We start from the raw sequence: 25,641 nt of genomic DNA, 5'->3' as shown, positions 1-25,641 counted from the left end.
TTCAGCCAAGCCACACACAGGCTAAGACTTTCGGACAGGGGTCGCGCGAAAAGGGATTAGTCGGCCGGACAGGATTAGCCCTCGACCCAGCCTTTCTCCCTCGCCAGCCTGTCCGATTTCACGCTAGGCTTCGCGCGATGGCGGCGGACCCTCTGGGAGCGATGCGCGGCGCGCTCGCGCTGTGCCGGCGGCACTTTGTCGCAGCGGCGGGGTTCAGCGCGCTCGTCAACCTGCTCTACATCGTCCCGACGCTCTACATGCTCCAGGTCTATGACCGCGTGGTGCCGACGCGCGGGATTCAGACGCTTCTCTTCCTGACCGTCGTGCTGCTGTTCGCCCTCGCGACGCTCGCCCTGCTCGACCGGATCCGCGCGCGCCTGCTGGTTCGCGCCGGCGTGCAGATCGACGCCGCGCTCGCGCCCCTTGTCCTCGACGCGACGCTCGGCCGGCCCGATCTCCCCGTCGCACGCGCGGCGCTGCGCGAATTCGATGCGATGCGCCAGACGCTCACCGGCCCCGGCATCCTCGCGCTTTTCGATGCGCCGTGGGTGCCGATCTACGTCCTCGTCTGCTTCCTCGTGCATCCCTGGATCGGCCTCGTCGCGCTCCTCGGCTGTATCGCCCTCCCGCTCATCGCGCTTGCCAACGAACGCGCGACGCGGACACGGCTGGACCGGGCGCAGGTGGTCGCAGGCGCCTCCTATGCCGCGCAGGAGACGCTGCTCGGATCGGCCGACACGGTCCGTGCGCTCGGCATGCGGCGCGCGCTCGTCGCCCGCCAGCTGCGCCAGCGCGAGGCGATGCTGGTCGCGCAGACCGAGGCCAACTTCGCCGCCGGCGGGTTCCTGACTCTCACCAAGTTCGTCCGCCTCGCGCTCCAGTCGCTCGCGCTCGGCCTCGGCGCGCTGCTCGCCGTCGACAACCTCATCTCCGCTGGCGCGATCTTCGCGTCGTCCTTCCTGATCGCGCGCGCGCTCGCCCCGATCGAGCAGCTGATCGGCACGTGGCGGCCGATCATCCAGTCGCGGCAAAGCTATCGCAGCCTCGAAACGCTTCTCGATACCGCCCCGCCCCTCGCCGCCTCGACCCACCTCCCGCCCCCGCGGGGCGCCGTATCGCTCGAGGGCGTGACCGTCCTCAACGACGCGCGCGACGGCGCGCTGCTGCAGGCCATCACTCTTTCAGTGGCGCCGGGCGAAGTCGTCGCGATCGTCGGGCCGAGCGGCGCGGGCAAGTCCACCCTGGTCCGGGCGATCGCCGGAGCGCTGCTTCCCGACCGCGGCACCGTGCGCTTCGACGGCGCCGATGCCCGCGACTGGGACCCGGAGCGCCTCGCGCGGCATATCGGCTATCTCCCGCAGGACTCTGCGCTGTTCGCAGGCTCCATCGCAGAGAATATCGCGCGGTTCGATGGCGAGATCGGCGCCCCGCGCGAGGGTGTCGATGCCGCCATCGTCGCAGCCGCGACCAGCGTCGGCGCCGATCCGCTCATCCGGCGCATGACGAACGGCTACGATCACCAGCTTCGCCTCGGCGGACGCGGGATTTCGGCCGGCCAGGCGCAGCGCATCGCGCTCGCCCGCGCGGTCTACGGCAACCCGCAGATCCTCATCCTCGACGAACCCAACGCGCATCTCGATGCCGAGGGCGACGCCGCGCTCGTCGCGGCGCTCGGCGCGCTCAAGGCGAAAGGGCGCACGATCCTCATCGTCTCGCACAAGCTCGGCATCCTCCCCGTCGTCGATCGCATCCTCGTCCTGCGCGACGGACGGGTCGAGATGTTCGGCCCGCGCGAAGAGGTATTGCCACGGATCGCGCCCGCCAATGTCCGGCGCGTCGTACCCCCGCCGCCGGCCGCGAGAGCATCATGAGCGACGCCGTTATCCTGCCACCCCGGGGCGCGGCCACGCCACGCGCCGTCGAGATCGCGGACCCGGCGCGCGATATCCGCATCGGCGCGATCGTCGCCGCGCTGTTCTTCATCGGTTTTCTCGGCTGGGCGGCGTTCGCCCGGCTCGACGCGGCGGCCTATGCGCCGGGCACGCTCGTCGTATCCGGCCAGCGCCAGTCGGTCCAGCACCGCGACGGCGGCGTCATCGGGGTGATCCATGTCCGCGAGGGCCAGCGGGTGATGCGCGGGCAATTGCTGATGACGCTCGCCGCCGCGGAGGTCCGCGCGCAGGAACGCGCCCTCGCCTCGCAGGCCATCCGCCTCCTCGCCCAGCGCGCGCGGCTCGAATCGGAAGAGCTCGGCCGCAGCGACATTCCGGCCCCGCGCGAATTCGCCGATCTCGCCCCGGAAGATCGCCCCGAGGCGGCGCTCGCGATGAAGCTCCAGCGCACCGAACTCGCCGCGCGCACCGCGGTCCTCTCCGCGCAGCGCGGCGCGCTCGGCCAGCGGGTCGCGCAGTCGGGCGAGCAGGGCCGCGGCTATGACGAGCAGGCGCGGTCCGCACGCGAGCAGCTACGCCTCATCGACGAGCAGATCGCGGCGCTGCGCCCCGTCGCCGACAAGGGCTATGTCTCGGCAACCCGCATGCGCGAGCTGGAGCGCGCCCGCGCCGAACTCGAAGGCCAGCGCGGCCAGTACACCGCAAGCGTATCGCAGACCCGCGGCGCGGCGCGGGAAAGCGAAATCCAGGCGTTGGAGGCGCAGCGTAGCTTTCGCGAGCGCACCGCCGCCGATCTGCGCGATGTCGAGGACAAGCTTGGCGAAATCCTCCCCAAATGGACCGCCGCGCGCGACCAGCTGGAACGCACCGCGATCCGCGCGCCCGCGACGGGGGCGGTCGTCGGCCTGTCCGTCTTCACCCCCGGCGGGGTGATCGCGCCCGGCCAGAAGCTCATGGATATTGTCCCCGAGCATGAACCGCTGCGCATCCAGGCACGCATCGCGCCCGACGATGCTGACGACCTGAATGTCGGCCAGCGAACGCTCGTGAAGTTTCCCGGCCTGCACGATCGCTCACTGCCCGACCTGGAAGGCACGCTCACCCGGCTCTCCGCCGACAGCTTCACCGACGAGAAGACGGGGCAAAGCTATTTCACCGGCGAAGTCACCGTCCCCGAACGCCAGCTCGGCCTGATCCGGCGCGCCCGCGGCAGAGACTTCGCCCTGCGCGCGGGCATGCCGGTGGAGCTGCTGATCCCGCTGAGAAAGCGAACCGCGCTCGACTACGCCCTCGAGCCGCTGATCGGCAGCTTCTGGTCGTCCTTTCGCGAGCACTGAAACCCAGCGCCGCGTCTTCCCGCACGGCGCTTGGTTTCACGTCACCAGTAATTCGCGGGGTTCGGCGTCGGCGCCCGGCACGCCCGCCGGCTGCCGTGGTGGCAGGCATAGCTCTGCCGCCGCCAATCGCGCATCGCATCGGCATAGGCCCGCTGCTGCCGGTCGTAGCGGCGCATATCGGCGTTGGCGACATGCCGACGCGTGCGCAGCGCCTGGCGATAGGCGGCCATGTCGCGCGAATATTGCGCGCTGTCGGCTGTGCCGCCGCTGGTCTGCGCCTGCGCGCTGGCCAGCACCTCGGCATTGGCGCTCTCCACACCGGGGCGCGCCGCGTCGTTGATCGCGCGGGTGCGCGGCGTATCCTTGTCATAGCCGCGATCATAGGGAAGCGGCTTGTGCGGCGTGCCGGGATCGGCGGTGGTCGTCTGTGCGACGGCGGGAAGCGCGACCGCGGCGAGCGCGACGGCGAGACTGAGCTTGAACGACTGCATTGGCGTTGCTCCTTCAGACAGGATCAGCGCGAAACCCGTAACGATCGCCCGTGGTTCCGCCGGAACCCCTCGACCCTCCCGCGCGTCCTTTGCCGGACACCGCACGGAGTTCCCCGATGACGATCAAGGCGATAGCGCTCAACTGCACCCTGAAACCCGAGGGCGAGAGCTCGACCGACGTCATGATCGGCGTGCTGACAGATGCCTTCAACAAGGCCAATGTCGAGGTGACGGAGACGATCCGCGTCGCCGCGCATGACGTCAAGCCGGGGGTCACCAGCGACGAGGGCGACGGCGACGCCTGGCCCGCAATCCGCGAAAAGATCCTCGCCCATGATATCCTCATCCTCGGCGGCCCGATCTGGATGGGTCAGCTGGGCAGCGTCGCGAAGCGCGTGCTAGAGCGGATGGACGCGTTCCTGTCCGAGACCGACGATGCGGGCCGCATGCCAAGCTACGGCAAGGTCGCGGTGATGGCGATCGTCGGCAACGAGGACGGCGCCCATTTCTCTTCCGCACAGGCGTTTCAATCACTCAACGACACTGGCTGGACGATCCCGCCCGTCGCCGCCTGTTACTGGGTCGGCGAGGCGATGGGGTCGACCGATTTCAAGGACCTGAAGGAAACGCCCAAAAAGGTGCTCGAAACCGCCGGCATGGTCGCGACCAACGCCGCGCATCTCGCGAAGCTGCTCAAGGACAATCCCATTCCGGGCGCCGCGTGACGTCCTCCCCTCCCTGACAAGGGAGGGGTCGGGGGTGGGTAGGCCGGCGAGAGCACGCCTGGCCGTCCGGCAATTCCACCGTCACGCCCTTGCGGCGCGCTTGCGGACGATCGAGAACAACCCACCCCCAGCCCCTCCCTTGTCAGGGAGGGGAGTAGATGGCGCTCAATCCAGATTCGGCCGCAACCAGCGTTCGGCAAGTTCCGCGCTGACCCCGCGCCGCCCCGCATATTCCTCCAGCTGATCGCGCCCGATCCGCGCGACGCCGAAATACTCCGCCTGCGGATGGCCGAAATAGAAGCCGGACACCGCAGCCGTCGGCAGCATCGCAAAGCTTTCGGTCAGGCTCGCGCCGGTCGCGCGGTGCGCGTCGAGCATCTCGAACAGCTTCACCTTCAGGCTGTGCTCCGGGCAGGCCGGATAGCCCGGCGCCGGCCGGATGCCGCGATACTGCTCGCGGATCAGCGCCTCGTTGGTCAGCTGCTCGTCGGGCGCATAGCCCCACAGGTCGGTGCGGACATGCTGGTGCAGCCGCTCGGCCAGCGCCTCGGCCAGACGATCGGCAAGCGCCTTCAGCAGGATGTCGCTGTAATCGTCGATCCCCGCCTTGAACCGCGCCAGATGCGGCTCGATGCCGTGGATCGACACCGCGAACCCGCCGATCCAGTCGCCCCTCTCGTCGATGAAGTCGGCAAGGCACATGTTCGCGCGGCCCTCGCGCTTGACGATCTGCTGGCGCAGGAACGGCAGGCGGACGATATCGGTGCCCTCGACAAGGTTCAGCATGTCGAAGCCGCGCAGCTCGTCGGCGTTGAAGTCGCCCTTCAGGTCGACGACCACGTCGTCCTCGTAACGCGCGCACGGCCACAGCCCGGCGACCCCGCGCGCGGTCAGCCATCTCTCCGCGATGATCCGGTCGAGCATCGCGTTGGCATCGGCATATAGCGACCGCGCGCTGTCCCCGACGACCGCATCGTCCAGGATCGCCGGGAAATTGCCGGCCAGTTCCCAGGCGCGAAAGAACGGCGTCCAGTCGATCGCCTCGCGCAGATCGGACAGATCCCAGCTGCGGAACACGTGCACCCCGGGCTTCGCCGGCGCGCCCGGCTTCAGCGCCATGTCGGCGACGAACGGGTTCGCACGTGCCTTGGCGATCGGCAGCAGCTCGTTCTGTCCCTTGCCCTCGCGCGCCGCGCGCACCGCGGCATAATCCGCGTCGGTCTTCGCCACGAAGTCGTCGCGGATCGTGTCGCTGACCAGCGTCGTCGCAACGCCGACCGCGCGGCTCGCGTCGAGGACATGGACGACCGGCCCGTCATAGGCCGGCGCGATCCTGAGCGCGGTGTGGACTTTCGATGTCGTCGCGCCGCCGATGAGCAGCGGCATCGTCATCTTCGCGCGCTTCATCTCCTCGGCGACGGTCACCATCTCGTCGAGGCTCGGCGTGATGAGCCCCGACAACCCGATCATGTCGGCGTCATTCTCGTTCGCGGCTTCGAGAATCTTCGACCACGGTACCATGACGCCCAGATCGACGACCTCGAACCCGTTGCACTGGAGCACCACGCCGACGATATTCTTGCCGATATCGTGGACGTCGCCCTTCACGGTCGCCATCACGACCTTGCCCTTGCCCTTTGCGCCGGGCTCCTTCGCGGCCTCGATGAAGGGCAGCAGGTGCGCGACCGCCTTCTTCATCACGCGCGCCGATTTCACCACTTGCGGCAGGAACATCTTGCCGCTGCCGAACAGGTCGCCGACGACGTTCATCCCGTCCATCAGCGGCCCCTCGATGACCTCGATCGGCCGTGCGAATGCCAGGCGGCACTCTTCGGTGTCCTCGACGACATGCGCGTCGATGCCCTTGACCAGCGCATATTCCAGCCGCTTCGTCACCGGCAGGCTGCGCCATTCCGCCGCGGCCTTCTCCGCCACCGCATCGGTGCCGCGATACTTCTCGGCGAGCGCGACGAGCCGGTCGCCGGCTTCGGGATCGCGGTTGAGGATGACGTCCTCGCACGCGGTCCTGAGTTCAGGATCGATCGTGTCGTAGACGTCGAGCTGGCCTGCGTTGACGATCGCCATGTCCATCCCCGCGGGGATGGCGTGGTAAAGGAACACCGAATGCATCGCGCGGCGCACCGGCTCGTTGCCGCGAAAGCTGAACGACAGGTTCGACAGCCCGCCCGAGATATGGACGTGCGGGCAGCGCGCCTTGATTGCGCGCGTCGCCTCGATGAAGTCGACCGCGTAATTGTTATGCTCCTCGATCCCCGTCGCCACCGCGAAGACGTTGGGATCGAAGATGATATCCTCGGGCGGGAAGCCGATCCCGGTCAGCAGCGTGTAGGCACGCTCGCAGATCTCGACCTTGCGCGCCTCGGTGTCTGCCTGCCCCGTTTCGTCGAACGCCATCACGACGACGGCCGCGCCGTAAGCCATGCACAGCCGCGCATGGTGGATGAACGGCGCCTCGCCTTCCTTCATGCTGATCGAATTGACGATCGGCTTGCCCGAAACGCACTTCAACCCCGCTTCGATGACGTCCCATTTCGAGCTGTCGACCATCACCGGCACCCGCGCGATGTCGGGTTCGGCGGCGATCAGCTTCAGGAAGGTCGTCATCGCCTCGACCGCGTCGAGCAGACCTTCGTCCATGTTGACGTCGATGACCTGCGCGCCGTTCTCCACCTGGCTGCGCGCGACCTCGACCGCTTTCGTGTAATCGCCCGCCATGATGAGCTTCTTGAACGCCGCCGATCCGGTGACGTTGGTGCGCTCGCCGATGTTGACGAAATTGGTGGAGGATTGGGTCATTGTCTTCTTCTCAAATCCTCCCCTGCAAGGGGAGGGGGACCAGCGAAGCTGGTGGAGGGGTGTCGCGCTCTCGAGAGGGCGATACCCCTCCACCAGCGCTGTGCGCTGCCACCTCCCCTTGCAGGGGAGGATGACCTCACGCCGCCATCGTGAACGGCTCCAGCCCAGCCAGCCGCGTCCGCACCTCGGGCGTCGTGACCACCCGCGGCGCCAACCCGCGCACACCGTCCGCGATCGCCTTGATATGCTCCGGCGTCGATCCACAGCACCCGCCCAGGATGTTGACCTGCCCCGCCTCGGCCCACTCGCCGACCAGCCCCGCGGTCGTCGCCGGCGCCTCGTCATACGCGCCGAGCTCGTTGGGCAGCCCCGCATTGGGATAGACCATGATGAGCGTATCCGCGATCTCGCTCAGCGTCTTCACATGCGGGCGCAGCTGCTCCGCGCCGAACGAGCAGTTCAGCCCGATCGTCACCGGCTTCGCATGCCGCACCGCGTGCCAGAACGCCTCGACTGTGTGCCCCGACAGATTGCGCCCGGAGAGATCGGTCAGCGTCATCGACAGCATGATCGGCAGATCGCGACCAAGGTCGTTTCCCGCCTCGATCGCCGCCATCACCCCGGCCTTGGCGTTCAGCGTATCGAACACCGTCTCGATCAGCACGAAATCGACCCCACCCTCGACGAGCGCGTCGATCTGGTCGCGGTACACACCCTTCAGATAGTCGAAGTCGATCTCGCGAAAGCCCGGATCGTTCACGTCGGGCGACAGCGACAGCGTCTTGTTCGTCGGCCCGATGGCGCCCGCAACAAAACGTGGGCGGCCATCCTTCGCCTCATACTCGTCCGCCAACGCCCGTGCGATCGTCGCGCTCTCGACATTGATCTCGCGCACCAATGCCTCGGCGCCGTAATCCGCCTGGCTGATGACGTTCGCGCTGAACGTGTTGGTCGACACGATATCCGACCCAGCCTCCAGATACGCGCGCGTGATCGCTTCGGGTACTTCCGGCTTGGTGATCGCGAGAATGTCGTTGTTGCCCTTCTGGTCGTGGCCAAGCGTCAGCGATCCGCGATACGCGGCCTCGTCCAGCTTCCAGTTCTGGATTTCGGTGCCGAAGGCCCCATCGGTGATGAGGATTCGCTTCGCGGCCTCTGCGTTCAATCGTTCGCGTGGAGTCATGCAGCTTCGACCTTGGTTGCAAACCGCGCACGAAGCCCCAGCAAATGGCAGATCGCATAGCTGAGCTCGGCCCGGTTGAGCGTGTAGAAATGGAACTGCTTCACCCCGCCCGCATACAGCTTGCGGCAAAGCTCCGCGGTCAGCGTCGCGGCGACGAGCTGGCGCGCATCGGGCAGGTCGTCCAGCCCCTCGAACAGCCGGCCCATCCAAGCCGGAACATCCGTCCCGCACATCGCCGACATCCGCTGGACCGCGGCGAAGTTGCTGACCGGCATGATGCCCGGCACGATTTCCGCGGCGATCCCCGCCTTCGCCGCGGCATCACGGAAGCGAAAAAACGTCTCCGGCTCGAAGAAGAACTGGGTGATCGCGCGGCCGGCGCCGGCATCGATCTTGCGCTTCAGATTGTCCAGATCGACCGTCGCATCGCCGGAATCGGGATGGCATTCCGGATAGGCCGCGACCGAAATCTCGAACGGATGCAGCCGCCGGAGCCCCGCAACCAGCGCAGCCGCATTCTCATATCCGCCCGGATGCGCGGCATAGCGCGCGCCCTGCACCGGCGGATCGCCGCGCAGCGCGACGATGTGGCGCACCCCGGCCGCCCAATATTCCTGCGCGACCGAATCGATCTCCTCGCGCGTCGCCTCGACACAGGTCAGGTGCGCCGCCGCCGGAATCGCGGTGTCCCGCGCGATCCGCGCGACCGTCGCGTGCGTGCGCTCGCGCGTCGAACCGCCCGCGCCGTAGGTGACCGACACGAAGCGCGGGGCGAGCGGCGCGAGCGTCGCGATCGATCGCCACAGCGTCTCTTCCATCTTCTCCGTCTTTGGCGGGAAGAACTCGAAGCTGACGTCGATATCGCCCGCGACATCGGCATAGAGCGGCGCGTCTAGGGCGACGCGCGCCTCCGCGAGCTGATCCACCGATAACGTCATGCCGCCTTCACCTCATGCAGGGCCGCGAGCCCATCCAGCTTCTCGGCACGCCGGCCAAGCCACAATTTCACCGTCAGCTCCCCGCCCTCCAGCGTCTCGGTTCGCGAGAGCGCAAGGCCCGCCGCGTCGAACCAGCCCGCAATCTGATCGTCCGAAAAGCCGAGCCGGACGTGCGCGTCGCGCTGACGCAGTTCCTCGCGGTCGTGCGGCGCGAAATCGGCGATCAGCAGCCGCCCGCCGGGGCTGAGCACGCGCGCCGCCTCCGCAATCGCAGCACCCGGTTGCTGCGCGAAGTGGAGCACATGATGCAGGATCGCGACGTCGGCCGCGCCATTGTCGAGCGGGAGCGCGTAGAGATCGGCCTGACGCAGTTCCGCATTGCCGATGCCCGCCAGCTTCGCGCGCGCCAGCCGCAGCATTTCCGACGAGCGGTCGATACCGAGCGCGGTGCGCGCGCGACCGGCGAACAGCTCAAGCATCCGCCCCGTGCCGGTGCCGATATCGATCAGCCGCCCGATCGGCGTATCGCCGATGACCGCGCCCATCGCGACTTCGACCTGGTCCTCCGCGACATGGAGCGATCGGATCGCATCCCACTCGCCGGCATTCCCCTCGAACCACGCCGCCGCGCTCGCCGCGCGGTCGGCGCGCACCGCCGCGAGGCGCGCGGCATCGGCGATCGCCCAGCGATCGGGTTCCCCCGCGTTCAGCGCATCGATCGCGCCGGCGACCGGCGTCACCCGCTCGGCATCGCCCAGCGCCACGAACACCCAGCTTCCTTCCTTGCGGCGTTCGGCGAGCCCGGCGTCGCACAGGATCTTCACATGCCGGCTTACCCGTGGCTGGCTCTGCCCGAGCACCTGCGCAAGCTCCCCCACCGACAACTCCATCGAGCGCAGCAAGGCGAGCATCCGCAACCGTGTCGGATCGGCGAGCGCGCGGAAGATTTCGAGAGCCTCAGTCACGCGAAAAGATATAAAGATATCTTTATATGGGGTCAACGGAGCATTCGTTGCGGACCCAAATCGATTGCCGTAGCGTTGGGCCGTTCGCCAACTACAGGGAGTATCCCAGATGAAGCGTATCCTCATTGCCAGTGCCGCCGCCGTCGCCATGATGGGTGCAGCCGCCTGCAGCCAGAAGGCGCAGAACGAAACCGCCGAGGCCGGCAACGCCATCGCCGCCGATACCGCCGCGACCACGTCCAACGCGATCAGCGATGTCGATGCGGCGACCGACCGCGCGCTCGACAAGGCCGGCGCGTCGATCGACAACGCCCAGAAGGACGTCGATGCGCATGCCGACCGGATCGGCGACAGCATCGCCAACGGCACCGACCGCGCGCTCGACGCCACCGGCAATACGCTGGAAAAGGCGGGCAAGAGCCTGAAGGATTGAGGGTGAGCCGCGTCACGCCAGCGAACCGCGGCGTCTTCCCCGTGCGGAGAGCCGCTCGCCTTCGCTGGCGTGACGCAATGATTGCCCCTGCCCTCCTTGTCGCCGCTGCCTGCTCGTCGCAACCCGACGATCCCGGCGCGGTTACGCCCGAGGAGGCACAGCAACTGAACGACGCCGCCGCGATGCTCGATGCCAACAGCGTCGATGCGAACGCGGTGATGACCACCGACAACGGGACAGCGCGGCCATGACCCAGCTACGGCGCCTCGGCGCTACCGACCTGAAGATCGCGCCGCTGGTCCTCGGCGGCAACGTCTTCGGCTGGACCGCGGATCGCGACGCCAGCTTCGCCGTCCTCGACGCGTTCGTCGCTGGCGGCGGCACGATGATCGACACCGCCGACGTCTATTCCGCCTGGGTTCCCGGCCACAAGGGCGGCGAATCCGAGGCGATGATCGGCGAATGGCTGAAGGTAAGCGGCAAGCGCGACTCCGTTCTCCTCGCGACAAAGGTCGGGATGCTGCCCGGTGAGGGCGGCGAGAAACTTGCCCCCGCGCGCATCGCTGCGGCCTGCGACGCGTCGCTGAAGCGGCTCGGCACCGACCGGATCGACCTCTATTTCGCGCATCAGGACGACGAGGCGACCCCGCAGGACGCCGCGCTCGAAGCGTTCGGGAAACTCGTCGATGCGGGCAAGGTCCGGGTCATCGGCGCGTCGAACTTCCACGCCGCGCGGCTCAAATCGGCGAACGACGCCGCGTCAGCCGCCAGCCTGCCGCGCTATCATGTGCTCCAGCCCGAATATAATCTGGTGTCCCGCGAGAAATTCGAGGGCGAGCTGCAGGACTATTGCGTCGCCGAAAATATCGGGGTCGTGACCTATTACGGGCTCGCATCGGGATTCCTGACCGGCAAATACCGCTCGCGCGAAGACCTGTCGAAGAGCGTGCGCGGCGGCCGGATGGGCGATCTTCTCGCCGGCAAGGGCAAGGCGGTGCTGGCCGCGATGGATGCCGTCGCGGCGGAAACCGGCGCGACGCTCGCGCAAGTCGCGCTCGCATGGCTGATGGCCCAGCCAGGCGTCACCGCCCCCATCGCGAGTGCCACGAGCGCGAAGCAGATCGAGGAACTGCTGCCGGCGATGGACCTGACGCTGAACGAGGCGCAACTGGCACAGCTCGACGCGGCAGGGGCGTAGAATCCTCCCCTGGAAGGGGAGGATCAAGAGCCCGCGAAGGTCCCCGCCTACTCCCCGACCACGATCGTCCCGCGCGCCCGGTCGCTCCCGGACCCCGCAATATCCATCCGGAACGCCTCGTCGTCCTTCGTCTTCCCAACGATCGACTCGCCCTCGACCCGGTAGGTCCCGCCGGCCTTTCCGAGCCGCTCGACGAACCAGTTGCGCACCGTATCGGCATTGCCAGGGCTCGAGAATGACACCCGGACTCCGCCCTTGCCGTCCTTGCCCGTATCGCCTGCGATGTTCATCCCCTCGATCGTCGATCCGGGATAGAGATGCACCCCGTCGATATCGAAATTCTCGGCGTTCAGCTTGATCCTGGGCATGGTGATCGCGCCCTTGAAGCCGGGCACGTCGATCTTCATCTCGCCCGACTTGCCATCGATCGCGCCGAGCACGTTGCCGCCATCGGCGTTGATCGAGATCGACGTTCCGTCGCCCGAGCGGTCGCAGGCCACCAGCGCCAGCGCGGCAAGAGGTATGATCAGGGCACGGCGAGACATTGGCGGCATCCTTTGTGTGTTGCTTTGACAATACACGTATTCGAATGCGTGGCGCGATGCAACGGGTGTCGCGCGCGGGCGATTGACGCTAGGGCACGCGCATCATGAATGCCCCCGTCTCCCAGCCGCTCGCCAAGGACACCGCGCCGATCGGCTTCGCCGAATTCGTCGCGCTCATCGCCTCGCTCCTGGCGCTCGGCGCGCTCGGGATCGATTCGATGCTCCCCGCGCTGCCCGCGATGGGAACGTCGCTCGGCGTCGAGAGCGAGAATGCGCGGCAATACATCATCACCGCCTTCGTCATCGGCTTCGGCCTCGCCCAGCTCGTCCACGGCCCGCTCTCGGATCGCTTTGGTCGCCGCACGACGCTGCTCGTGTCGCTCGCGGCCTACGCCATCGCCAACGTGCTGTGCGCGATCTCGGCGAGCTTCGCGCTGCTCCTCGCGGCGCGCGCCTGTGGCGGGATCGCCATCGCGGCGACCCGCGTATCGACCGTCGCGATGGTCCGCGATTGCTATTCGGGCCGCGCGATGGCGCGGGTCATGTCGATCGCGTTCATCGTCTTCATGATCGTGCCGGTGCTCGCGCCCAGCTTCGGCTGGTTCGTGCTGCTGTTCGGCAACTGGCGCGCGATCTTCTGGACGATCGCGGTCGTCAGCATCGGCGTCTTCGCCTGGTATTATCTGCGCATGCCCGAAACGCTGCACGAGGAGGATCGCCACCCGATCGACGCCGCGCGGATCGTCGACGGCTGGAAGGTGACGCTGGGGGACCGCTGGTCGCTGGGCTACACGCTGGCGTCGGCGGCGCTGCTCGGCGCGCTCTACGGCTATCTCAATTCGATCCAGCAGATCATGGCGGACGTCTTCCACCGCCCCGCGCTCCTCGTCGTCATCTTCGCGACGACCGCGGCGACGATGGCGCTTGCCAATTTCTTCAACGCGCGCCTCGTCATGCGGCTGGGCACGCGGCGGATCAGCCACGGCGCGCTCTGCGTGCTCATCGTCAGCAGCGCGCTGCACCTCGCGCTCGCGCTGGCAGGCGTCGAGACGTTGCTCACCTTCGCCGTCCTGCAGGCGATCACCATGGGCTGTTTCGGCCTCGCCACCTCCAATTTCTCCGCAATGGCGATGGAGAATATGGGCCATATCGCCGGCACCGCGTCGTCGGTGCAGGGCTTCGCGAGCGTCACCTTCGGCGCAGCGATCGGCGCGGTCATCGGCCAGGCTTTCGACGGATCGACGGCACCGCTCACCGGGGGATTCCTGCTGATGGGCGTCGCGGCGCTGGCCAGCGTCTTCGTGACGGAGCGCGGGCGGCTGTTCCAGCCGGTCCATCCCGACACGCCCTGAAGGGAACCGCGCCCCGCCTTCCGCCGTTCGCGCTCAGGAACAGCAAAGGATCGTTTCGATGGGCGGACATCAGGTTTCGGGCCACGGCTCCGGCGACGACGGCTATGACGAGGACGGCTATGACGAGAGCCAGCGCGCCGAGATCCTCGAGGCGACCCGCGACGGACCGACCGACGGCAACGTGATCGTCGATCTCGACCCCGATGTCGGCGAGGACGACAGCGAAGAGGACGAGGACGACCTCGAAATGTCCGACGGTCAGGTCGCCGAGCAGGACGACGATGCCGATCAGGACGAGGATGATATCGACGAAGATACGGTGCAGGACGAACTCGACGACGGCAGCGTCGACGAGGATGAGCTCGACGACCGCGACGACACCGCGCTGCGCCCGTGAAGCTGCTCTGGACGACACCTTTCGCGCTGCTGGCCGCGTGCGGTCAGCCGGCGCCGGGGAACGACACCGTGGTCGCGGACAATGCGACCACGACCGCCACGACCGAAAATGGCACCACCGTCGCGATCGACGAACCGGACGCCGCGCCGACGGAAACGCCAGTGACGGCGCCTCCGACGCCCGCGGCGATCCCCTCGCCGCCACCCGAGACCGTGTCGGAAGCGCCCTTCACCGATGACAGCGCGCAAGGGGCGGCGAATGTCGTCCAGACCTATTTCGCGCTGATCGAGGCGGGCAAATATCGCCAGGCATGGGCGCTGTGGCGTGACGGCGGCAAGGGATCGGGAATGAGCGCCCCGGCCTTTGCGCAGAGCTTCGCCAAATATGCCGAGTATCACGCCGAAGTCGGCGCGCCCGGCCGCATCGATGCCGGTGCCGGCCAGCGGTATGTCACCGTGCCGGTCAAGACCTATGGCACGCTCAAGACCGGCAAGCCCTTCGCGATGGACGGCGACGTGACGCTCCACCGCACCGGCGATATCGACGGGGCGACGGCCGAGCAGAAGAGCTGGCGGATCAACACGTCCGATCTCAAGCCCCGCCCCGCTGACGCCGCCAGCGGCGACGGCCGACCAGCAAACGCGGTCGCGCGCTACGCCTGCGAAGACGGCTCGCGTTTCGTCGCCCGCTTCGACAATCGCGCCGGCACGGTCACGCTCAATAGGGGCGGCAAGCCCTTCGCCACCCTCACCCAGCAACGCGCCGCATCAGGCATCTGGTATCGCGGCGACGGTTTCGAGCTGCGCGGCAAGGGCAATGCCGCGACGCTGACCGGCCCCGGCGGCAAGTCCCGCGCCTGCACCGCCTGATCAGCGCATCGCGTTGGCGAGCACCGACAGGTCAGCGTTATCGACCGAACTCCCCGCCGCGTCGGTCGCGGCGGCGGCTTCGGTGTTGGCCGGTTGCTGCGGCTGCGCGTTCGCCACGTCATAGGCGAACCACAGCACCCCGCCCGCCCAGACCAGGGCGTTCCAGCGGCTGCGAAAGACCCGCGTGATGCGCATGGCCTCACCTTGCCGCACCATTACCTTCGCGACCGCGCACGAAGACGGTTAACCGCTTTGCAAACAATCGAGGCCGCGCAGGGCTTTACGCGCGGGCCGGAATGGCGCAGCGTCACCCCATGCCGCTGCTGCTCGCTCTCGCCCTCCAGGCCGCAGCGCCCGCCGCGCACGCTGGCGAGCGCTTCTCGATCCTCGCGCCCGTGCCCAACGAACGCTGCACCCGCAAGCCGCCGCCGCCCGCTCCGGGCCAGCCGGCGAGCGACAAGGAGGATATCGTCGTGTGCGCCGACGCGCTACCCTCGCAGGCCGTTCCCTTCCGCAACCAGATCCCGTCGAAAAAGGCCGGCCCCTCGAACCCCGACATGCTCGCCTCGGTCGCGCTGAACGGCCCGGACAACAACGAATGCGGCGTCTATGGCGAGAACTGCCCCGTCGCCGGCGGCGATTACCTCCTGAACGTCGCGCAAAGGGCGGCGGTCGATCTGATCAAGGGCGCCTTCGCGAAGAAGCCGCCCCGCGACAAACGCCCCCGCATCGACATCCCCCTCGACGACCCGGTGCCGCAGCCCGCACAGCCGTGAGCAAATCATCCTCCCCTGCAAGGGGAGGTGGCAGCGCGCAGCGCTGACGGAGGGGTATCGTCCTCTCGATAGCGCGACACCCCTCCGGCGCATGCGCGACACCTCCCCTTGCAGGGGAGGATCGTGTCGATCGCCCGCCCTCACCCCAGGATATGCATCCACATCGGCTCGCCCGAAAGGCTCTGCGACCCGCGCAGCCGCTCCAGCGCCGCCGCGACCGCGCTCTCCGGCCCCTCATGCGTCACGATCGCGACGAGGACGCTGCCGTCCGCCATGATGCCGCGCTGGATCAGGCTTTCGATCGACACGCCCGCATCGCGCATCGCCGCCGCGATCTCGGCCAGCACGCCGACCCGGTCCGCCACCGTGAAGCGCAGATAGGCCCGCCCGCGCCGCTGCCCGCTATCGGCCGGCTTCACGTCGGCGAGTGCCGCGGCCGGCATCGCGTAAGGCGGGCCGAATTCGCCGCGCGCGATATCGATCAGGTCGGCAACCACCGCGCTTGCGGTCGGGCCGTCGCCGGCCCCCGCGCCCTGAAACAGCAGCCGCCCGACGAAATTGCCTTCTGCGACGACCGCGTTGGTCGATCCAGAGACATGTGCGAGCGGGTGGCTCATCGGCACCAGATGCGGGTGAACGCGCTGGAACAGGCCGTGCGGTCCTTCCTCGGCGATCCCAACGAGCCGGATGCGATACCCAAGCGCCGCCGCCTCCGCGATATCCGCCGCGATGACATGGCGGATGCCGCTGATCGCGACCGCGTCGAACGCCGGCCGCGTTCCGAACGCCAGGCTGGCGAGGATCGACAGCTTGTGCGCCGCGTCCACCCCGTCGATATCGAAGCTAGGATCGCTCTCGGCAAACCCCTTCGCCTGCGCCTCGGCGAGCACCTCGGCAAAGTCGCGGCCTTCCTCCTCCATCGTCGACAGGATGAAATTGCAGGTGCCGTTGAGGATGCCGTAGACGCGCGCGATCGCGTTGGCCGCCGCGCCTTCGCGCAAACCCTTGATGACGGGAATGCCGCCCGCGACCGCCGCCTCGAACTTCAGCGGCACGCCGGCCTGTTCCGCCACCTGCGCCAGTTCGAGCCCGTGATGCGCCAGCATCGCCTTGTTCGCGGTGACGAAGCCCTTGCCCGCCCCAAGCGTCGCGCGCGCCAGCGTCAGCGCCGGGCCGTCCGATCCGCCGATCAGCTCGACGACGACATCGGCCTCCGCATGCGCAAGCGCGGTCGTATCGTCGATCCACGCGAAGCGCCCGATATCGACCCCGCGATCCTTGCCGCGGTCCCGCGCGGACACCGCCACCACCTCGATCGGGCGCCCCGCACGCCGCGCGATCAGCTCGCGATTGGCGTCGAGCAGCCGGATCACCCCGCCGCCGACCGTCCCCAGCCCGGCCAACGCCACCCGCAACACGTCCGCCATCGCCTGCCTCCCTTGCTCGCCCCAGCGCCTACGCCCGCGCCTAAGGATGTCGGTCGCCCGCCGCAATGCCCGCCCGCACGGGCAACGCACTGGCGCGCGCGGGGCCGCGGCGCTAGGGCACGGGCAAACTTGACGAAGGACCAGACATGCGCCCCAGCGGCCGTACCCCAGACCAGATGCGCGCGATCACCATCGAACCGCGCTTCACCCGCCATGCCGAGGGATCGGTGCTCATCGGCTTCGGCGACACGAAGGTGCTGGTCACCGCCTCGGTCGAGGAGCGCGTGCCGCCGTTCCTGCGCGGCAAGGGCGAGGGCTGGGTCACCGCCGAATACGGCATGCTGCCCCGTGCGACCCACACCCGCGGCAACCGGGAGGCGGCGAAGGGCAAGCAGTCCGGCCGCACCCAGGAAATCCAGCGGCTTATCGGCCGTTCCTTGCGCGCAGTCACCGACCTGAAACTGCTCGGCGAGCGCCAGATCGTCCTCGATTGCGACGTCATCCAGGCCGATGGCGGCACCCGCACCGCGTCGATCTCCGGCGCCTGGGTCGCGCTGCGCCTCGCCGTCAACGGCCTGCTCTCCAGCGGCAAGCTGACGAGCGATCCGCTGACCCAGAAGGTCGCCGCGGTCAGCTGCGGCATCTACAAGGGCACCCCCGTCCTCGACCTCGACTATGACGAGGATTCGAACGCCGACGCCGACGCCAACTTCGTGCTCCTCGAAAACGGCAACATCGCCGAGGCGCAGGCGACCGCCGAGGGTGCGACCTATGACGAGGAAGCGCTCCTCCGCCTGCTCCGTCTCGCCCGCATGGGCTGCGCCGACATCTTCGCCGCGCAGGACAAGGCCGTGCGCACATGAGCCGGGAAGGCCTTCCCCCGCAGGCGATCCGGAAGCTCGCCCCCGGCAAGCTCGTCATCGCCAGCCATAACGAAGGCAAGGTCCGTGAAATCCGCGATCTCCTCGCGCCCTATGGTATCGAGCCGATCTCGGCCAAGGCGCTCGACCTGCCCGAGCCCGAGGAAACCGGCACCACCTTCGTCGCAAACGCCGAACTGAAGGCGCGCGCGGCGGCGGACCTCTCCGGCCTCCCCGCGCTTGCCGACGACAGCGGGCTGTGCGTCGAGGCGCTGAACGGCGATCCCGGCGTCTACACCGCCAACTGGGCCGAACGCGCGGACGGCACCCGCGACTGGCAGATGGCGATGCAAAAGGTCGAAGACGCGCTGGCGACCAAAGGCCCGGAGGCAAGCCGCTCCGCCCACTTCGTCTGCGCCCTCGCACTGGCGTGGCCCGACGGCCACATCGAATGGTTCGAAGGCCGCTCCGACGGCACGCTAACCTGGCCCCCGCGCGGCGAAGCCGGCTTCGGCTACGACCCCGTCTTCGTGCCGCTAGGCCATAACCGCAGCTACGCCGAGCTCGATCCGGCGGAAAAACACGCGATCAGCCACCGCGCGGACGCGTTCGCGAAGCTGGTTGCGGCGGTGTTTTAAACCGGACGAGTTAAAACCACACCAAAACACCCGGTTCGGCCCTGAAGTGGCAGCAACGCAACGTCGTCACAAAATTGCAGCGTGGCGATTGCGCTTCCGCAAATTAGGTCAGAAACATTGCCAATCAGCCGGACGCTAAGTCCGCGGAATCGCGTTTAAAGGGGAATGTGGGATGAAGAATTCGCTGACGAAAGCCGCGTTGCGTTGTGCGACCAGTCTCTCGATGGCGGGCGTGGTGCTGGTCGCTTCGCCGGCGTTCGCGCAGCAAACCCTCGGGACGTCCGGCACCGATGCCCCGACGACGAGCCAGACGCAGGACGGCCTACCCGCCTCCGAAACCACCGCAGCAGACGGTTCTTCCAATGCCGCGGGCGAAATCGTGGTTACCGGCTCGCGCATCCGTCGCAGCAACTTCAATTCCACAGAGCCGCTAACGGTCATCACGCGCAGTGAGATGACCCAGGCAGGCTTCAGCTCGGCCACCGACGCGTTGCAAAGCAATGCGATCACGCAGGGCGCGTCGCAGATCAACAACTATTACGGCGGCTTTGTCACCGATGGCGGCACCGGCGCGAACACGGTCAGCCTGCGCGGGCTTGGGCCGACGCGCACGTTGGTCCTGCTCAATGGTCACCGGCTCGCGCCGGCCGGCACGCGCGGCTCGGTCGGCTCGGTCGACACGAACGTCCTGCCGAGTGCGCTGATCGAGCGCATCGAGGTTCTCAAGGCTGGCGCGTCGTCGATCTACGGGTCGGACGCGGTTGCCGGCGTGGTGAACATCATCACCGATAGCAAGCTGGACGGCTTGGTGCTCGACGCGCAGGTCAATTTCCCCGAAATCGGCGCTGGTTCGTCTGAACGCCTTTCCGCTTCTTATGGGACGCATGGCGATCGCTGGCGGGTCATCGGCTCGGCCGAATATTACAAGCGCAGCATCGTAACGACGGGTGACGTGCCCTTCGCCCGCTGCCCGATCGCCGGCTATCTGACCGGCGAAGGAACGGCATTCGGCTCGGGCGACTATATCGACCCGGCGACTGGCAAGCCTGCATGCTTCACGCTCGACAATGGCGGTGTGACGATCAACACACTCGGCGTTCCGACCCGAACCGCGACGCCCGCCCCTGGTGAAACCGGCACGCTTTTCAACCGCTTGCGTCCAAACGCCGCAATAACGACCGGGGCCACCCCGGGCTATGAAGGCGTTGGCTATTACACCCGCGACACCTTCGATCCGCGGACGCTGCAGGATCCGCTGGTTACGCCCGTTCAGACCTACACCGGCTATCTTCAGGCCGGCTACGACACCGGGGTTCTGGGCAATGCGGAACTGTATGTCGAACTGCTTGGCAATCGCCGCGAGTCCACGTCGCCCGGCTACCGTCAGCTGACGCTGGACTATGCGACCGGCAGCCCGCTTGTCCCGACGATCTTCCGCAACGGTGTATTCCTGCCGGCCGGCGGATCGGAGCTGACCAATGGTCAGGCGACCGCCGTTCGCTCTTTCATCGGCTATGGCCAGCTGAACAGTGCGCAGCGCGTCGATTTCTACCGCACCGCTGTCGGGCTGCGTGGCGACATCAACGTCGGTGACTGGCGGTACGATCTGTATGGCAGCCGCAGCTGGACCGACGCGCGCTATTCGTCCGACACCTTCCTGACCAGCCGTCTCGCCCAGTCGCTAAACGTCGTGCAGAACGCCGATGGTTCGTTCGCCTGCGTGGATGCGTCGAACAATTGCGTCGCGGCGCCGGCAGTGAATGCGGCGTCGATCGGGGGCAACCTCAGCGACGCTTATCGCAATTTCATCACGGACACGGTCACCGGGACGACCAAGTTCCGCGAATATATCGCGTCGCTCAACGTCGACGGCTCGCTCTTCTCGCTGCCTGGCGGCAAGGTGAAGGCCAGCCTGGGTGCGGAATACCGTCACTCGTCGATCAACGACCAGCCGCCGCCCGAGAGCGTCGCCGGCGATCTCTATAACCTGACCTCGGCAGCGCCCACGGTCGGTTCGGACGAGGTGTGGGAGGCTTATGGCGAGCTCTACATGCCGCTGCTGGCGAATGTGCCGCTGGCTTACAGCCTCAATCTCGACGCATCGGGCCGATACACGCACTATCGTTCCTACGGTGGTGGCTGGACGTATAAGGTTTCCGCTGATTACCAGCCGTTCCGGGGTTTCGGGCTGCGGGCCAATTACGGCACGTCCTATCGTGCGCCGGCCCTGTTCGAGCAGTTTCTCGGCGCCACGTCGGGGTTCCTCGGCAGTAACACCGATCCTTGCGATGATTATGGCAACAGCCAGAACCCGATCATTCAGCGCAATTGCGCCGCGTTGGGGCTGCCGGCCGACTTCGTGCAAACCAATGGCGTCACCGTCCTCAGCGGCGGCGGTGCAAGCGGTGGCCTGAAGGCGGAGACGTCCAAGAACTTCTCGGCGGGGGTCGTTTTGACGCCGGTATTGGGCAAGGCCTTCGGAGATCTATCGGTTTCGCTCGATTATTTCGCGATTACCGTCAACAACGAGGTCAGCCGTGCGGGTGCGGCCGGGATTCTGAGCCTCTGCTATGCCGCCGCAAACTTCAATCCGAATGGCGGCTACTGCAATTTCGTGGATCGTGATCCGACGACGAACGCGCTCACGGTTTTCGACAACTACGTCAACCTCTCGACCGAAAAGCGCAAAGGGTTCGAGGTCAACCTTCGTTATGCTCACGATGTCGGGGCCGGAAACATCCGGTTCAACGCGCTGGTAACCAAATATACCGAACAGTCGCTTCAGCGCTTCCCGACCGATGCATTGATCGATGCCAACGGCACGATCACGACGCCGGACTGGTCCGGAACGTTTGAGGCGTTCTTCAACTTCGGCGGCGCTTCGCTTCGCTATGGTCTCGATTGGATCAACGGTGATCGCGATCGCACCTATCGCTATCTCGCCAAGGATACGACGACTGGCGAGATCGATCCGTCCTATGAGCAGTTCTTGCGCGACAACTATTATCTGGAGGTCCCGAGCTATTTCCTCCACTCGGCTTCGATCCAGTTCGATGTTCAGAAGAAGTTCCAGATGACCGTCGGTGTTCGCAACATGCTCGACAAGCATCCGCCGCGTATCACGGCTGGGGCGTATAGCCTGATCGGCAACGCACCGCTGTATTCCGGTTATGATTATGTCGGACGCACGTTCTTCGTAAATACGACGGCCAAGTTCTAAGAGCCGAAACATTTGATCATTGGGGCGGCATCGCGAGATGCCGCCCCTTTTTGTCGATGAGATGGGAGGACATGGGTCATGGTGCCCGCACCACAGCGGTGGCCTTCCGCCGTCATCCCCGCCATATCGGGCGCGCCATGACCCCCGACAATGCCCCGCTCGCCCTCTACGTCCACTGGCCGTTCTGCGTGTCGAAATGCCCCTATTGCGACTTCAACAGCCATGTCCGCGACGGCGTCGATCAGGACGCATGGCGCGCCGCGCTCCTCGCCGACCTCGCCTATGAGGCGAGCGTGGCGCCCCGCCGCCCGCTCAGCTCGATCTTCTTCGGTGGCGGCACGCCGTCGCTGATGCCCCCCGCCACCGCCGCCGCGATCCTCGATGCGGCAGAGCACCATTTCGGCTTCGCCCCCGATATCGAGATCACGCTCGAGGCGAACCCCTCCTCGGTCGAGGCGGCACGGTTCGGCGATCTCGCGGTGGCGGGCGTGAACCGCGTGTCGCTCGGCCTGCAGGCGCTCGACAACGACGCGCTGCGCTTTCTCGGCCGCGCCCACGACGTGACGGAAGGGCTGGCGGCGCTAGAGGTGGCGCAGGCGACGTTCGCGCGGATCAGCTTCGACCTCATCTACGCCCGCCCCGATCAGTCGCTCGCCGCGTGGGAGGCCGAACTCGCCCGCGCGCTCGCCGTCGGGACCGAGCACCTGTCGCTCTACCAGCTCACCATCGAACCCGGCACGCGCTTCGCGACCGAGGCGGCTGCCGGACGGCTGGTCATCCCGGACGGCGACGCCGGCGCCGACCTGTTCGAGACGACCCGCGCCCTCACCGCCGCAGCCGGCCTCCCGGCTTACGAAATCTCGAACCACGCGAAGGCAGGCGCGGAGAGCCGCCACAACCTCACTTATTGGCGGTATCAGGACTATCTCGGCGTCGGTCCCGGTGCGCATGGCCGGCGCGCCGGGGTGGCGACGGTGCGCCACAGAAAGCCGGAGAACTGGATGAACGCCATCGCGCGCAACGGGCACGGTGCGCAGAGCGAAGACCCGCTCGACCCGCCCACCCGCGCGACCGAGGCGCTGGTCATGGGGCTGCGCCTGCGCGAAGGCGTGGACCTGTCACGGATCGGCGCGGATCATGTCGATCTCGCCGCGGTCGATCGCCTTGCCGGCCACGGCCTCATCACCCGCGCCGGCGACCGCCTGACCGTCACCGACGCAGGCATGCTGCTGCTCGATTCGATTTTGCCCGAGGTGGTACGAACGACAACGCCTGCCTTCGCATAATCAACCCGTTCGGGCTGAGCCTGTCGAAGCCCCGTTGTCCTTCTTGTCCGATAGCAGAGGAGAACGGCACTTCGACAAGCATGTCCTGAACCCTTCGCCGAAGGGTTCAGTGCAAACGGTGTCGGATTTCCCTTCCCGCCATCACCCCCCGAACCCGGTCGGCGCGGGCGACACCGTCACCGTCGCGCCGCCGCGGATCTCCTGCACCTCCAGCGCGCGCTCGGCCACGCCGTCGCGGTTGAAGCGGAAGGCGCCGTCGATCCCGGCAAAGCCATCCGCCGCGCGCAGCTTCGCCTCGGGGAACGGTGTGCCAACCCTCCAGTCGCGCGCGATGCGCACCGTCAACAGCACCGAATCATAGCCGAGGCTCGACAGGCGATAGGGCGCCGCGCCGAACCGGGCGCGGTATTTGCCCGCATATTGGCGGTAGAGTCCGTCCGATACGCTCGCGAACCACGCGCCGTTCAGCGCCGCCTTGCTCGCGACCCCCGTGTCCGAATTCCACAATTCCGTGCCGAGGATCCGCGTCGAGGGGCTCGCCCGCTTCAGCAGCGGCACCGCGGCGGCGGCGTTGCTCGCGCCGTCCGCGATCAGCACGCCATCGAATGGCGCGTCCTTCGCCATGCGGTTGACCGCGGCGGCCACCCCGCCGCCCGACCGGTCATAGGTCTGCAGCGACACGACCTTGCCGCCCGCCGCCTCCACCGCGCGCAGGAACACCGTCGAGGCGCGCGTGCCGTAGAGCGCGTTGGGCACCAGCCCGCCGAAGTTCGAAACGCCGCGCCCGCGGGCATATTGCACCACCCGCTCGATCGACTGCGAGGGGACATAGCCCATCACATAGGCGCCGTCCCCGGCCACCCCGACATCGTTCGAGAAACTGAGCACCGGCACCCGTGCGGCCCGCGCGATCGGCGCAACCGCGCGAACGTCCTCCGACAGCAGCGGACCGAGAATCAGCTGCGCGCCTTCCGCAATCGCGCGCTGCGCGGCCACGCCCGCCCCCGTCGCAGTATCGTAGTTGGTGATCCGGACCTTCTGGTTCTTCGTATCCAGCAGCGCGAGCATCGTTGCGTTCGCAAGGCTCCGCCCGACGCCGGCGTTCGGCCCCGACAGCGGCACCAGCAGCGCGACGCGGTTGCGCTCGGTATCGCGCGGCAGGCCTTCCTCGACGGTCTCGGGCCGCGTCTGTTCGGGACGCGTCGTCTGTTGCGGCGCGCTCGTCGGCCCGCGCGGCACCAGCGTTTGGCACGCGCCGAGCAGCAGCGCCGCCGCCACCGCGACCGTCCGGGCGATCTCTCGCCCCCAACGACGCTCTTCGCCGATCCGCACGCCCGTCGCCGGTTGCGGAAGGATCGCTGCCTCTGCCATGACACCCCTCGTGGAAAATCCTCTTGAACCCGGCCTCTACATCGTCGCGACCCCGATCGGCAATCTCGGAGACCTCTCTCCGCGCGCCGCCGACATACTTTCGCGCGCCGATGTGGTCGCGGTGGAAGACAGCCGGGTCACCGCCGGCCTGCTCCGCCACATCGGCGTGAAGCGCCCGATGCTCCCCTATCACGATCACAATGCGGAAGGCGTGCGCCCCGGCCTCATCGCGCGGATGGGCACCGAGGCGGTCGCGCTCGTCTCCGATGCCGGCACGCCGCTGATCTCCGATCCCGGCTACAAGCTCGTCCGCGACGCCCGCGCGGCTGGCCATACGATCGTGACCATTCCCGGCCCCTGCGCCGCCATCGCCGCGCTCACCCTCGCCGGCTTGCCGACCGATCGTTTCCTCTTCGCCGGCTTCCTGCCCTCCAAGGCCGGCGCCCGCACGACCGCCATCGCCGAGCTGGCCGGGATCAGGGCAACGCTCGTCCTCTACGAAAGCGGACCCCGTCTGGCCGCATCGCTGTCCGCGCTCGCCGGCGGGCTGGGCGACCGCGACGCCGCGGTCACGCGCGAGATCTCCAAGAAGTTCGAGGAGGCGGTGACCGGCACCCTCTCCTCCCTCGCCGCCCGCTACGCCGACGCCCCCCCACGCGGCGAGATCGCGATCGTCATCGCCCCGCCGGGCGACGCGCCCCCGCCCGCCATCGAGGATGCCGACGCAGCCCTCGCCGAAGCCCTCACCCGCCTCCCCGCCTCAAAGGCCGCGGGGGAGATCGCAAAGAAATTCGGCCTCGACCGCAAAGCCCTCTACGCGCGGGCGATGGCGATGAAGGCGTGAAGAAGCGCCCGCTTTCTCCCCTCCCTGGAAGGGAGGGGTCGGGGGTGGGTCGCCCTCGAGGAACCGCACCACCCGCC

24 protein-coding genes are annotated in these 25,641 nt (G+C 67.6%); 15 read left to right on the top strand and 9 right to left on the bottom strand.

Going from position 1 to position 25,641, the window contains the following annotated elements; genetic code table 11:
- Positions 1 to 137: 137 nt before the first annotated feature.
- Positions 138 to 1,871 (top strand): type I secretion system permease/ATPase, encoded by a 1,734-nt coding sequence (locus BOS5A_RS05400; protein WP_234419218.1) that lies wholly within the window; start codon positions 138 to 140, stop codon positions 1,869 to 1,871.
- Positions 1,868 to 3,229 carry an HlyD family type I secretion periplasmic adaptor subunit gene (locus BOS5A_RS05395; protein ID WP_151954141.1) on the top strand — a complete coding sequence of 454 codons (1,362 nt, stop codon included), beginning with the start codon at positions 1,868 to 1,870 and terminating at the stop codon, positions 3,227 to 3,229. Before BOS5A_RS05400 ends, BOS5A_RS05395 begins: the two co-directional genes overlap by 4 nt.
- A gap of 41 nt (positions 3,230 to 3,270) precedes the next feature.
- Here BOS5A_RS05395 and BOS5A_RS05390 read toward each other — a convergent pair whose 3' ends face one another.
- Positions 3,271 to 3,720 (bottom strand): hypothetical protein, encoded by a 450-nt coding sequence (locus BOS5A_RS05390; protein WP_151954140.1) that lies wholly within the window; start codon positions 3,718 to 3,720, stop codon positions 3,271 to 3,273.
- 116 nt (positions 3,721 to 3,836) lie between these two features.
- On the opposite strand from BOS5A_RS05390, the gene BOS5A_RS05385 reads away from it, so the two are divergent.
- Positions 3,837 to 4,445 (top strand): flavodoxin family protein, encoded by a 609-nt coding sequence (locus BOS5A_RS05385; protein ID WP_151954139.1) that lies wholly within the window; start codon positions 3,837 to 3,839, stop codon positions 4,443 to 4,445.
- 165 nt (positions 4,446 to 4,610) lie between these two features.
- Here the strand turns inward: BOS5A_RS05385 and metH are convergent, their stop codons facing one another.
- The 4 genes from metH to BOS5A_RS05365 form a co-directional block, all read right to left on the bottom strand.
- Complete coding sequence (gene metH, locus BOS5A_RS05380; RefSeq protein ID WP_151954138.1) at positions 4,611 to 7,262, bottom strand: methionine synthase; 2,652 nt, start codon at positions 7,260 to 7,262, stop codon at positions 4,611 to 4,613.
- 136 nt (positions 7,263 to 7,398) lie between these two features.
- A complete protein-coding gene (locus tag BOS5A_RS05375) occupies positions 7,399 to 8,445 on the bottom strand; it encodes a homocysteine S-methyltransferase family protein (RefSeq protein ID WP_151954137.1) in 1,047 nt (348 codons plus the stop codon).
- On the bottom strand, positions 8,442 to 9,383 hold the full coding sequence (gene metF / locus BOS5A_RS05370; RefSeq protein ID WP_151954136.1) for a methylenetetrahydrofolate reductase [NAD(P)H]: 942 nt from the start codon (positions 9,381 to 9,383) through the stop codon (positions 8,442 to 8,444). The genes BOS5A_RS05375 and metF overlap by 4 nt, the downstream gene beginning before the upstream one ends.
- Positions 9,380 to 10,348, bottom strand: coding sequence for an ArsR/SmtB family transcription factor (locus BOS5A_RS05365; RefSeq protein ID WP_151954135.1), 969 nt, complete (start codon positions 10,346 to 10,348; stop codon positions 9,380 to 9,382). The genes metF and BOS5A_RS05365 overlap by 4 nt, the downstream gene beginning before the upstream one ends.
- 109 nt (positions 10,349 to 10,457) lie before the next feature.
- Between BOS5A_RS05365 and BOS5A_RS05360 the strand changes: the two genes are divergently transcribed.
- From BOS5A_RS05360 to BOS5A_RS05350, 3 genes are all read left to right on the top strand, one after another.
- Positions 10,458 to 10,781, top strand: a complete 324-nt coding sequence (locus BOS5A_RS05360; RefSeq protein ID WP_151954134.1) for a hypothetical protein — start codon at positions 10,458 to 10,460, stop codon at positions 10,779 to 10,781.
- 77 nt (positions 10,782 to 10,858) lie between these two features.
- The gene (locus BOS5A_RS05355) at positions 10,859 to 11,032 is read left to right on the top strand and encodes a hypothetical protein (RefSeq protein WP_199857223.1); all 174 of its coding nucleotides are present in this window, start codon (positions 10,859 to 10,861) and stop codon (positions 11,030 to 11,032) included.
- On the top strand, positions 11,029 to 11,979 hold the full coding sequence (locus BOS5A_RS05350; protein ID WP_151954133.1) for an aldo/keto reductase: 951 nt from the start codon (positions 11,029 to 11,031) through the stop codon (positions 11,977 to 11,979). Before BOS5A_RS05355 ends, BOS5A_RS05350 begins: the two co-directional genes overlap by 4 nt.
- Before the next feature lie 47 nt (positions 11,980 to 12,026).
- On the opposite strand, the gene BOS5A_RS05345 is transcribed toward BOS5A_RS05350, so the two are convergent.
- Positions 12,027 to 12,524, bottom strand: coding sequence for a hypothetical protein (locus tag BOS5A_RS05345; protein WP_151954132.1), 498 nt, complete (start codon positions 12,522 to 12,524; stop codon positions 12,027 to 12,029).
- A gap of 104 nt (positions 12,525 to 12,628) precedes the next feature.
- On the opposite strand from BOS5A_RS05345, the gene BOS5A_RS05340 reads away from it, so the two are divergent.
- From BOS5A_RS05340 to BOS5A_RS05330, 3 genes are read left to right on the top strand one after another with little or no spacing between them, the layout of a single operon-like run.
- The gene (locus tag BOS5A_RS05340; protein WP_151954131.1) at positions 12,629 to 13,876 is read left to right on the top strand and encodes a multidrug effflux MFS transporter; all 1,248 of its coding nucleotides are present in this window, start codon (positions 12,629 to 12,631) and stop codon (positions 13,874 to 13,876) included.
- A gap of 58 nt (positions 13,877 to 13,934) precedes the next feature.
- Positions 13,935 to 14,273, top strand: a complete 339-nt coding sequence (locus BOS5A_RS05335) for a DNA primase (RefSeq protein ID WP_151954130.1) — start codon at positions 13,935 to 13,937, stop codon at positions 14,271 to 14,273.
- The gene (locus BOS5A_RS05330; protein WP_199857221.1) at positions 14,270 to 15,142 is read left to right on the top strand and encodes an MliC family protein; all 873 of its coding nucleotides are present in this window, start codon (positions 14,270 to 14,272) and stop codon (positions 15,140 to 15,142) included. Before BOS5A_RS05335 ends, BOS5A_RS05330 begins: the two co-directional genes overlap by 4 nt.
- Here BOS5A_RS05330 and BOS5A_RS05325 read toward each other — a convergent pair whose 3' ends face one another.
- Positions 15,143 to 15,337 carry a hypothetical protein gene (locus BOS5A_RS05325; protein ID WP_151954129.1) on the bottom strand — a complete coding sequence of 65 codons (195 nt, stop codon included), beginning with the start codon at positions 15,335 to 15,337 and terminating at the stop codon, positions 15,143 to 15,145.
- 119 nt (positions 15,338 to 15,456) lie between these two features.
- On the opposite strand from BOS5A_RS05325, the gene BOS5A_RS05320 reads away from it, so the two are divergent.
- Positions 15,457 to 15,918: a hypothetical protein gene (locus BOS5A_RS05320; protein WP_151954128.1), complete on the top strand. Its 462-nt coding sequence runs from the start codon at positions 15,457 to 15,459 to the stop codon at positions 15,916 to 15,918.
- A 140-nt stretch (positions 15,919 to 16,058) separates the two neighbouring features.
- Here BOS5A_RS05320 and BOS5A_RS05315 read toward each other — a convergent pair whose 3' ends face one another.
- Positions 16,059 to 17,345 carry a homoserine dehydrogenase gene (locus BOS5A_RS05315; protein ID WP_151954127.1) on the bottom strand — a complete coding sequence of 429 codons (1,287 nt, stop codon included), beginning with the start codon at positions 17,343 to 17,345 and terminating at the stop codon, positions 16,059 to 16,061.
- A 146-nt stretch (positions 17,346 to 17,491) separates the two neighbouring features.
- Between BOS5A_RS05315 and rph the strand changes: the two genes are divergently transcribed.
- From rph to hemW, 4 genes are all read left to right on the top strand, one after another.
- Complete coding sequence (gene rph / locus BOS5A_RS05310) at positions 17,492 to 18,208, top strand: ribonuclease PH (protein WP_151954126.1); 717 nt, start codon at positions 17,492 to 17,494, stop codon at positions 18,206 to 18,208.
- The gene (gene rdgB / locus BOS5A_RS05305) at positions 18,205 to 18,843 is read left to right on the top strand and encodes an RdgB/HAM1 family non-canonical purine NTP pyrophosphatase (RefSeq protein ID WP_151954125.1); all 639 of its coding nucleotides are present in this window, start codon (positions 18,205 to 18,207) and stop codon (positions 18,841 to 18,843) included. Before rph ends, rdgB begins: the two co-directional genes overlap by 4 nt.
- 172 nt (positions 18,844 to 19,015) lie before the next feature.
- Positions 19,016 to 22,063, top strand: a complete 3,048-nt coding sequence (locus BOS5A_RS05300; protein ID WP_151954124.1) for a TonB-dependent receptor plug domain-containing protein — start codon at positions 19,016 to 19,018, stop codon at positions 22,061 to 22,063.
- 137 nt (positions 22,064 to 22,200) lie between these two features.
- Positions 22,201 to 23,349, top strand: a complete 1,149-nt coding sequence (gene hemW / locus BOS5A_RS05295) for a radical SAM family heme chaperone HemW (RefSeq protein WP_151954123.1) — start codon at positions 22,201 to 22,203, stop codon at positions 23,347 to 23,349.
- Between the two features lie 141 nt (positions 23,350 to 23,490).
- On the opposite strand, the gene BOS5A_RS05290 is transcribed toward hemW, so the two are convergent.
- Positions 23,491 to 24,720, bottom strand: a complete 1,230-nt coding sequence (locus BOS5A_RS05290) for a penicillin-binding protein activator (protein WP_151954122.1) — start codon at positions 24,718 to 24,720, stop codon at positions 23,491 to 23,493.
- Here BOS5A_RS05290 and rsmI point away from each other — a divergent pair.
- The gene (gene rsmI / locus BOS5A_RS05285) at positions 24,719 to 25,564 is read left to right on the top strand and encodes a 16S rRNA (cytidine(1402)-2'-O)-methyltransferase (protein ID WP_151954121.1); all 846 of its coding nucleotides are present in this window, start codon (positions 24,719 to 24,721) and stop codon (positions 25,562 to 25,564) included. The two genes, BOS5A_RS05290 and rsmI, sit on opposite strands and share 2 nt — an antisense overlap.
- Positions 25,565 to 25,641: the final 77 nt, after the last annotated feature.

This window comes from Sphingomonas sp. EC-HK361, assembly GCF_902498785.1.
Taxonomy (GTDB): domain Bacteria; phylum Pseudomonadota; class Alphaproteobacteria; order Sphingomonadales; family Sphingomonadaceae; genus Sphingomonas.
The sequence above is the reverse complement of the archived record's forward strand: the minus strand, read 5'-3'. Positions and strand labels throughout refer to the sequence as shown.

Coding starts and splice junctions, on each gene's coding strand:
- BOS5A_RS05300 (WP_151954124.1), top strand. CDS start 19,016: ATGAAGAATTCGCTGACGAAAGCCGCGTTGCGTTGTGCGACCAGTCTC.
- BOS5A_RS05390 (WP_151954140.1), bottom strand. CDS start 3,720: ATGCAGTCGTTCAAGCTCAGTCTCGCCGTCGCGCTCGCCGCGGTCGCG.
- BOS5A_RS05350 (WP_151954133.1), top strand. CDS start 11,029: ATGACCCAGCTACGGCGCCTCGGCGCTACCGACCTGAAGATCGCGCCG.
- rsmI (WP_151954121.1), top strand. CDS start 24,719: ATGACACCCCTCGTGGAAAATCCTCTTGAACCCGGCCTCTACATCGTC.
- BOS5A_RS05315 (WP_151954127.1), bottom strand. CDS start 17,345: ATGGCGGACGTGTTGCGGGTGGCGTTGGCCGGGCTGGGGACGGTCGGC.
- rph (WP_151954126.1), top strand. CDS start 17,492: ATGCGCCCCAGCGGCCGTACCCCAGACCAGATGCGCGCGATCACCATC.
- BOS5A_RS05325 (WP_151954129.1), bottom strand. CDS start 15,337: ATGCGCATCACGCGGGTCTTTCGCAGCCGCTGGAACGCCCTGGTCTGG.
- hemW (WP_151954123.1), top strand. CDS start 22,201: ATGACCCCCGACAATGCCCCGCTCGCCCTCTACGTCCACTGGCCGTTC.
- metF (WP_151954136.1), bottom strand. CDS start 9,383: ATGACGTTATCGGTGGATCAGCTCGCGGAGGCGCGCGTCGCCCTAGAC.
- BOS5A_RS05395 (WP_151954141.1), top strand. CDS start 1,868: ATGAGCGACGCCGTTATCCTGCCACCCCGGGGCGCGGCCACGCCACGC.
- BOS5A_RS05360 (WP_151954134.1), top strand. CDS start 10,458: ATGAAGCGTATCCTCATTGCCAGTGCCGCCGCCGTCGCCATGATGGGT.
- BOS5A_RS05400 (WP_234419218.1), top strand. CDS start 138: ATGGCGGCGGACCCTCTGGGAGCGATGCGCGGCGCGCTCGCGCTGTGC.
- BOS5A_RS05355 (WP_199857223.1), top strand. CDS start 10,859: ATGATTGCCCCTGCCCTCCTTGTCGCCGCTGCCTGCTCGTCGCAACCC.
- BOS5A_RS05340 (WP_151954131.1), top strand. CDS start 12,629: ATGAATGCCCCCGTCTCCCAGCCGCTCGCCAAGGACACCGCGCCGATC.
- BOS5A_RS05335 (WP_151954130.1), top strand. CDS start 13,935: ATGGGCGGACATCAGGTTTCGGGCCACGGCTCCGGCGACGACGGCTAT.
- BOS5A_RS05385 (WP_151954139.1), top strand. CDS start 3,837: ATGACGATCAAGGCGATAGCGCTCAACTGCACCCTGAAACCCGAGGGC.
- BOS5A_RS05290 (WP_151954122.1), bottom strand. CDS start 24,720: ATGGCAGAGGCAGCGATCCTTCCGCAACCGGCGACGGGCGTGCGGATC.
- rdgB (WP_151954125.1), top strand. CDS start 18,205: ATGAGCCGGGAAGGCCTTCCCCCGCAGGCGATCCGGAAGCTCGCCCCC.
- BOS5A_RS05375 (WP_151954137.1), bottom strand. CDS start 8,445: ATGACTCCACGCGAACGATTGAACGCAGAGGCCGCGAAGCGAATCCTC.
- metH (WP_151954138.1), bottom strand. CDS start 7,262: ATGACCCAATCCTCCACCAATTTCGTCAACATCGGCGAGCGCACCAAC.
- BOS5A_RS05320 (WP_151954128.1), top strand. CDS start 15,457: ATGCCGCTGCTGCTCGCTCTCGCCCTCCAGGCCGCAGCGCCCGCCGCG.
- BOS5A_RS05345 (WP_151954132.1), bottom strand. CDS start 12,524: ATGTCTCGCCGTGCCCTGATCATACCTCTTGCCGCGCTGGCGCTGGTG.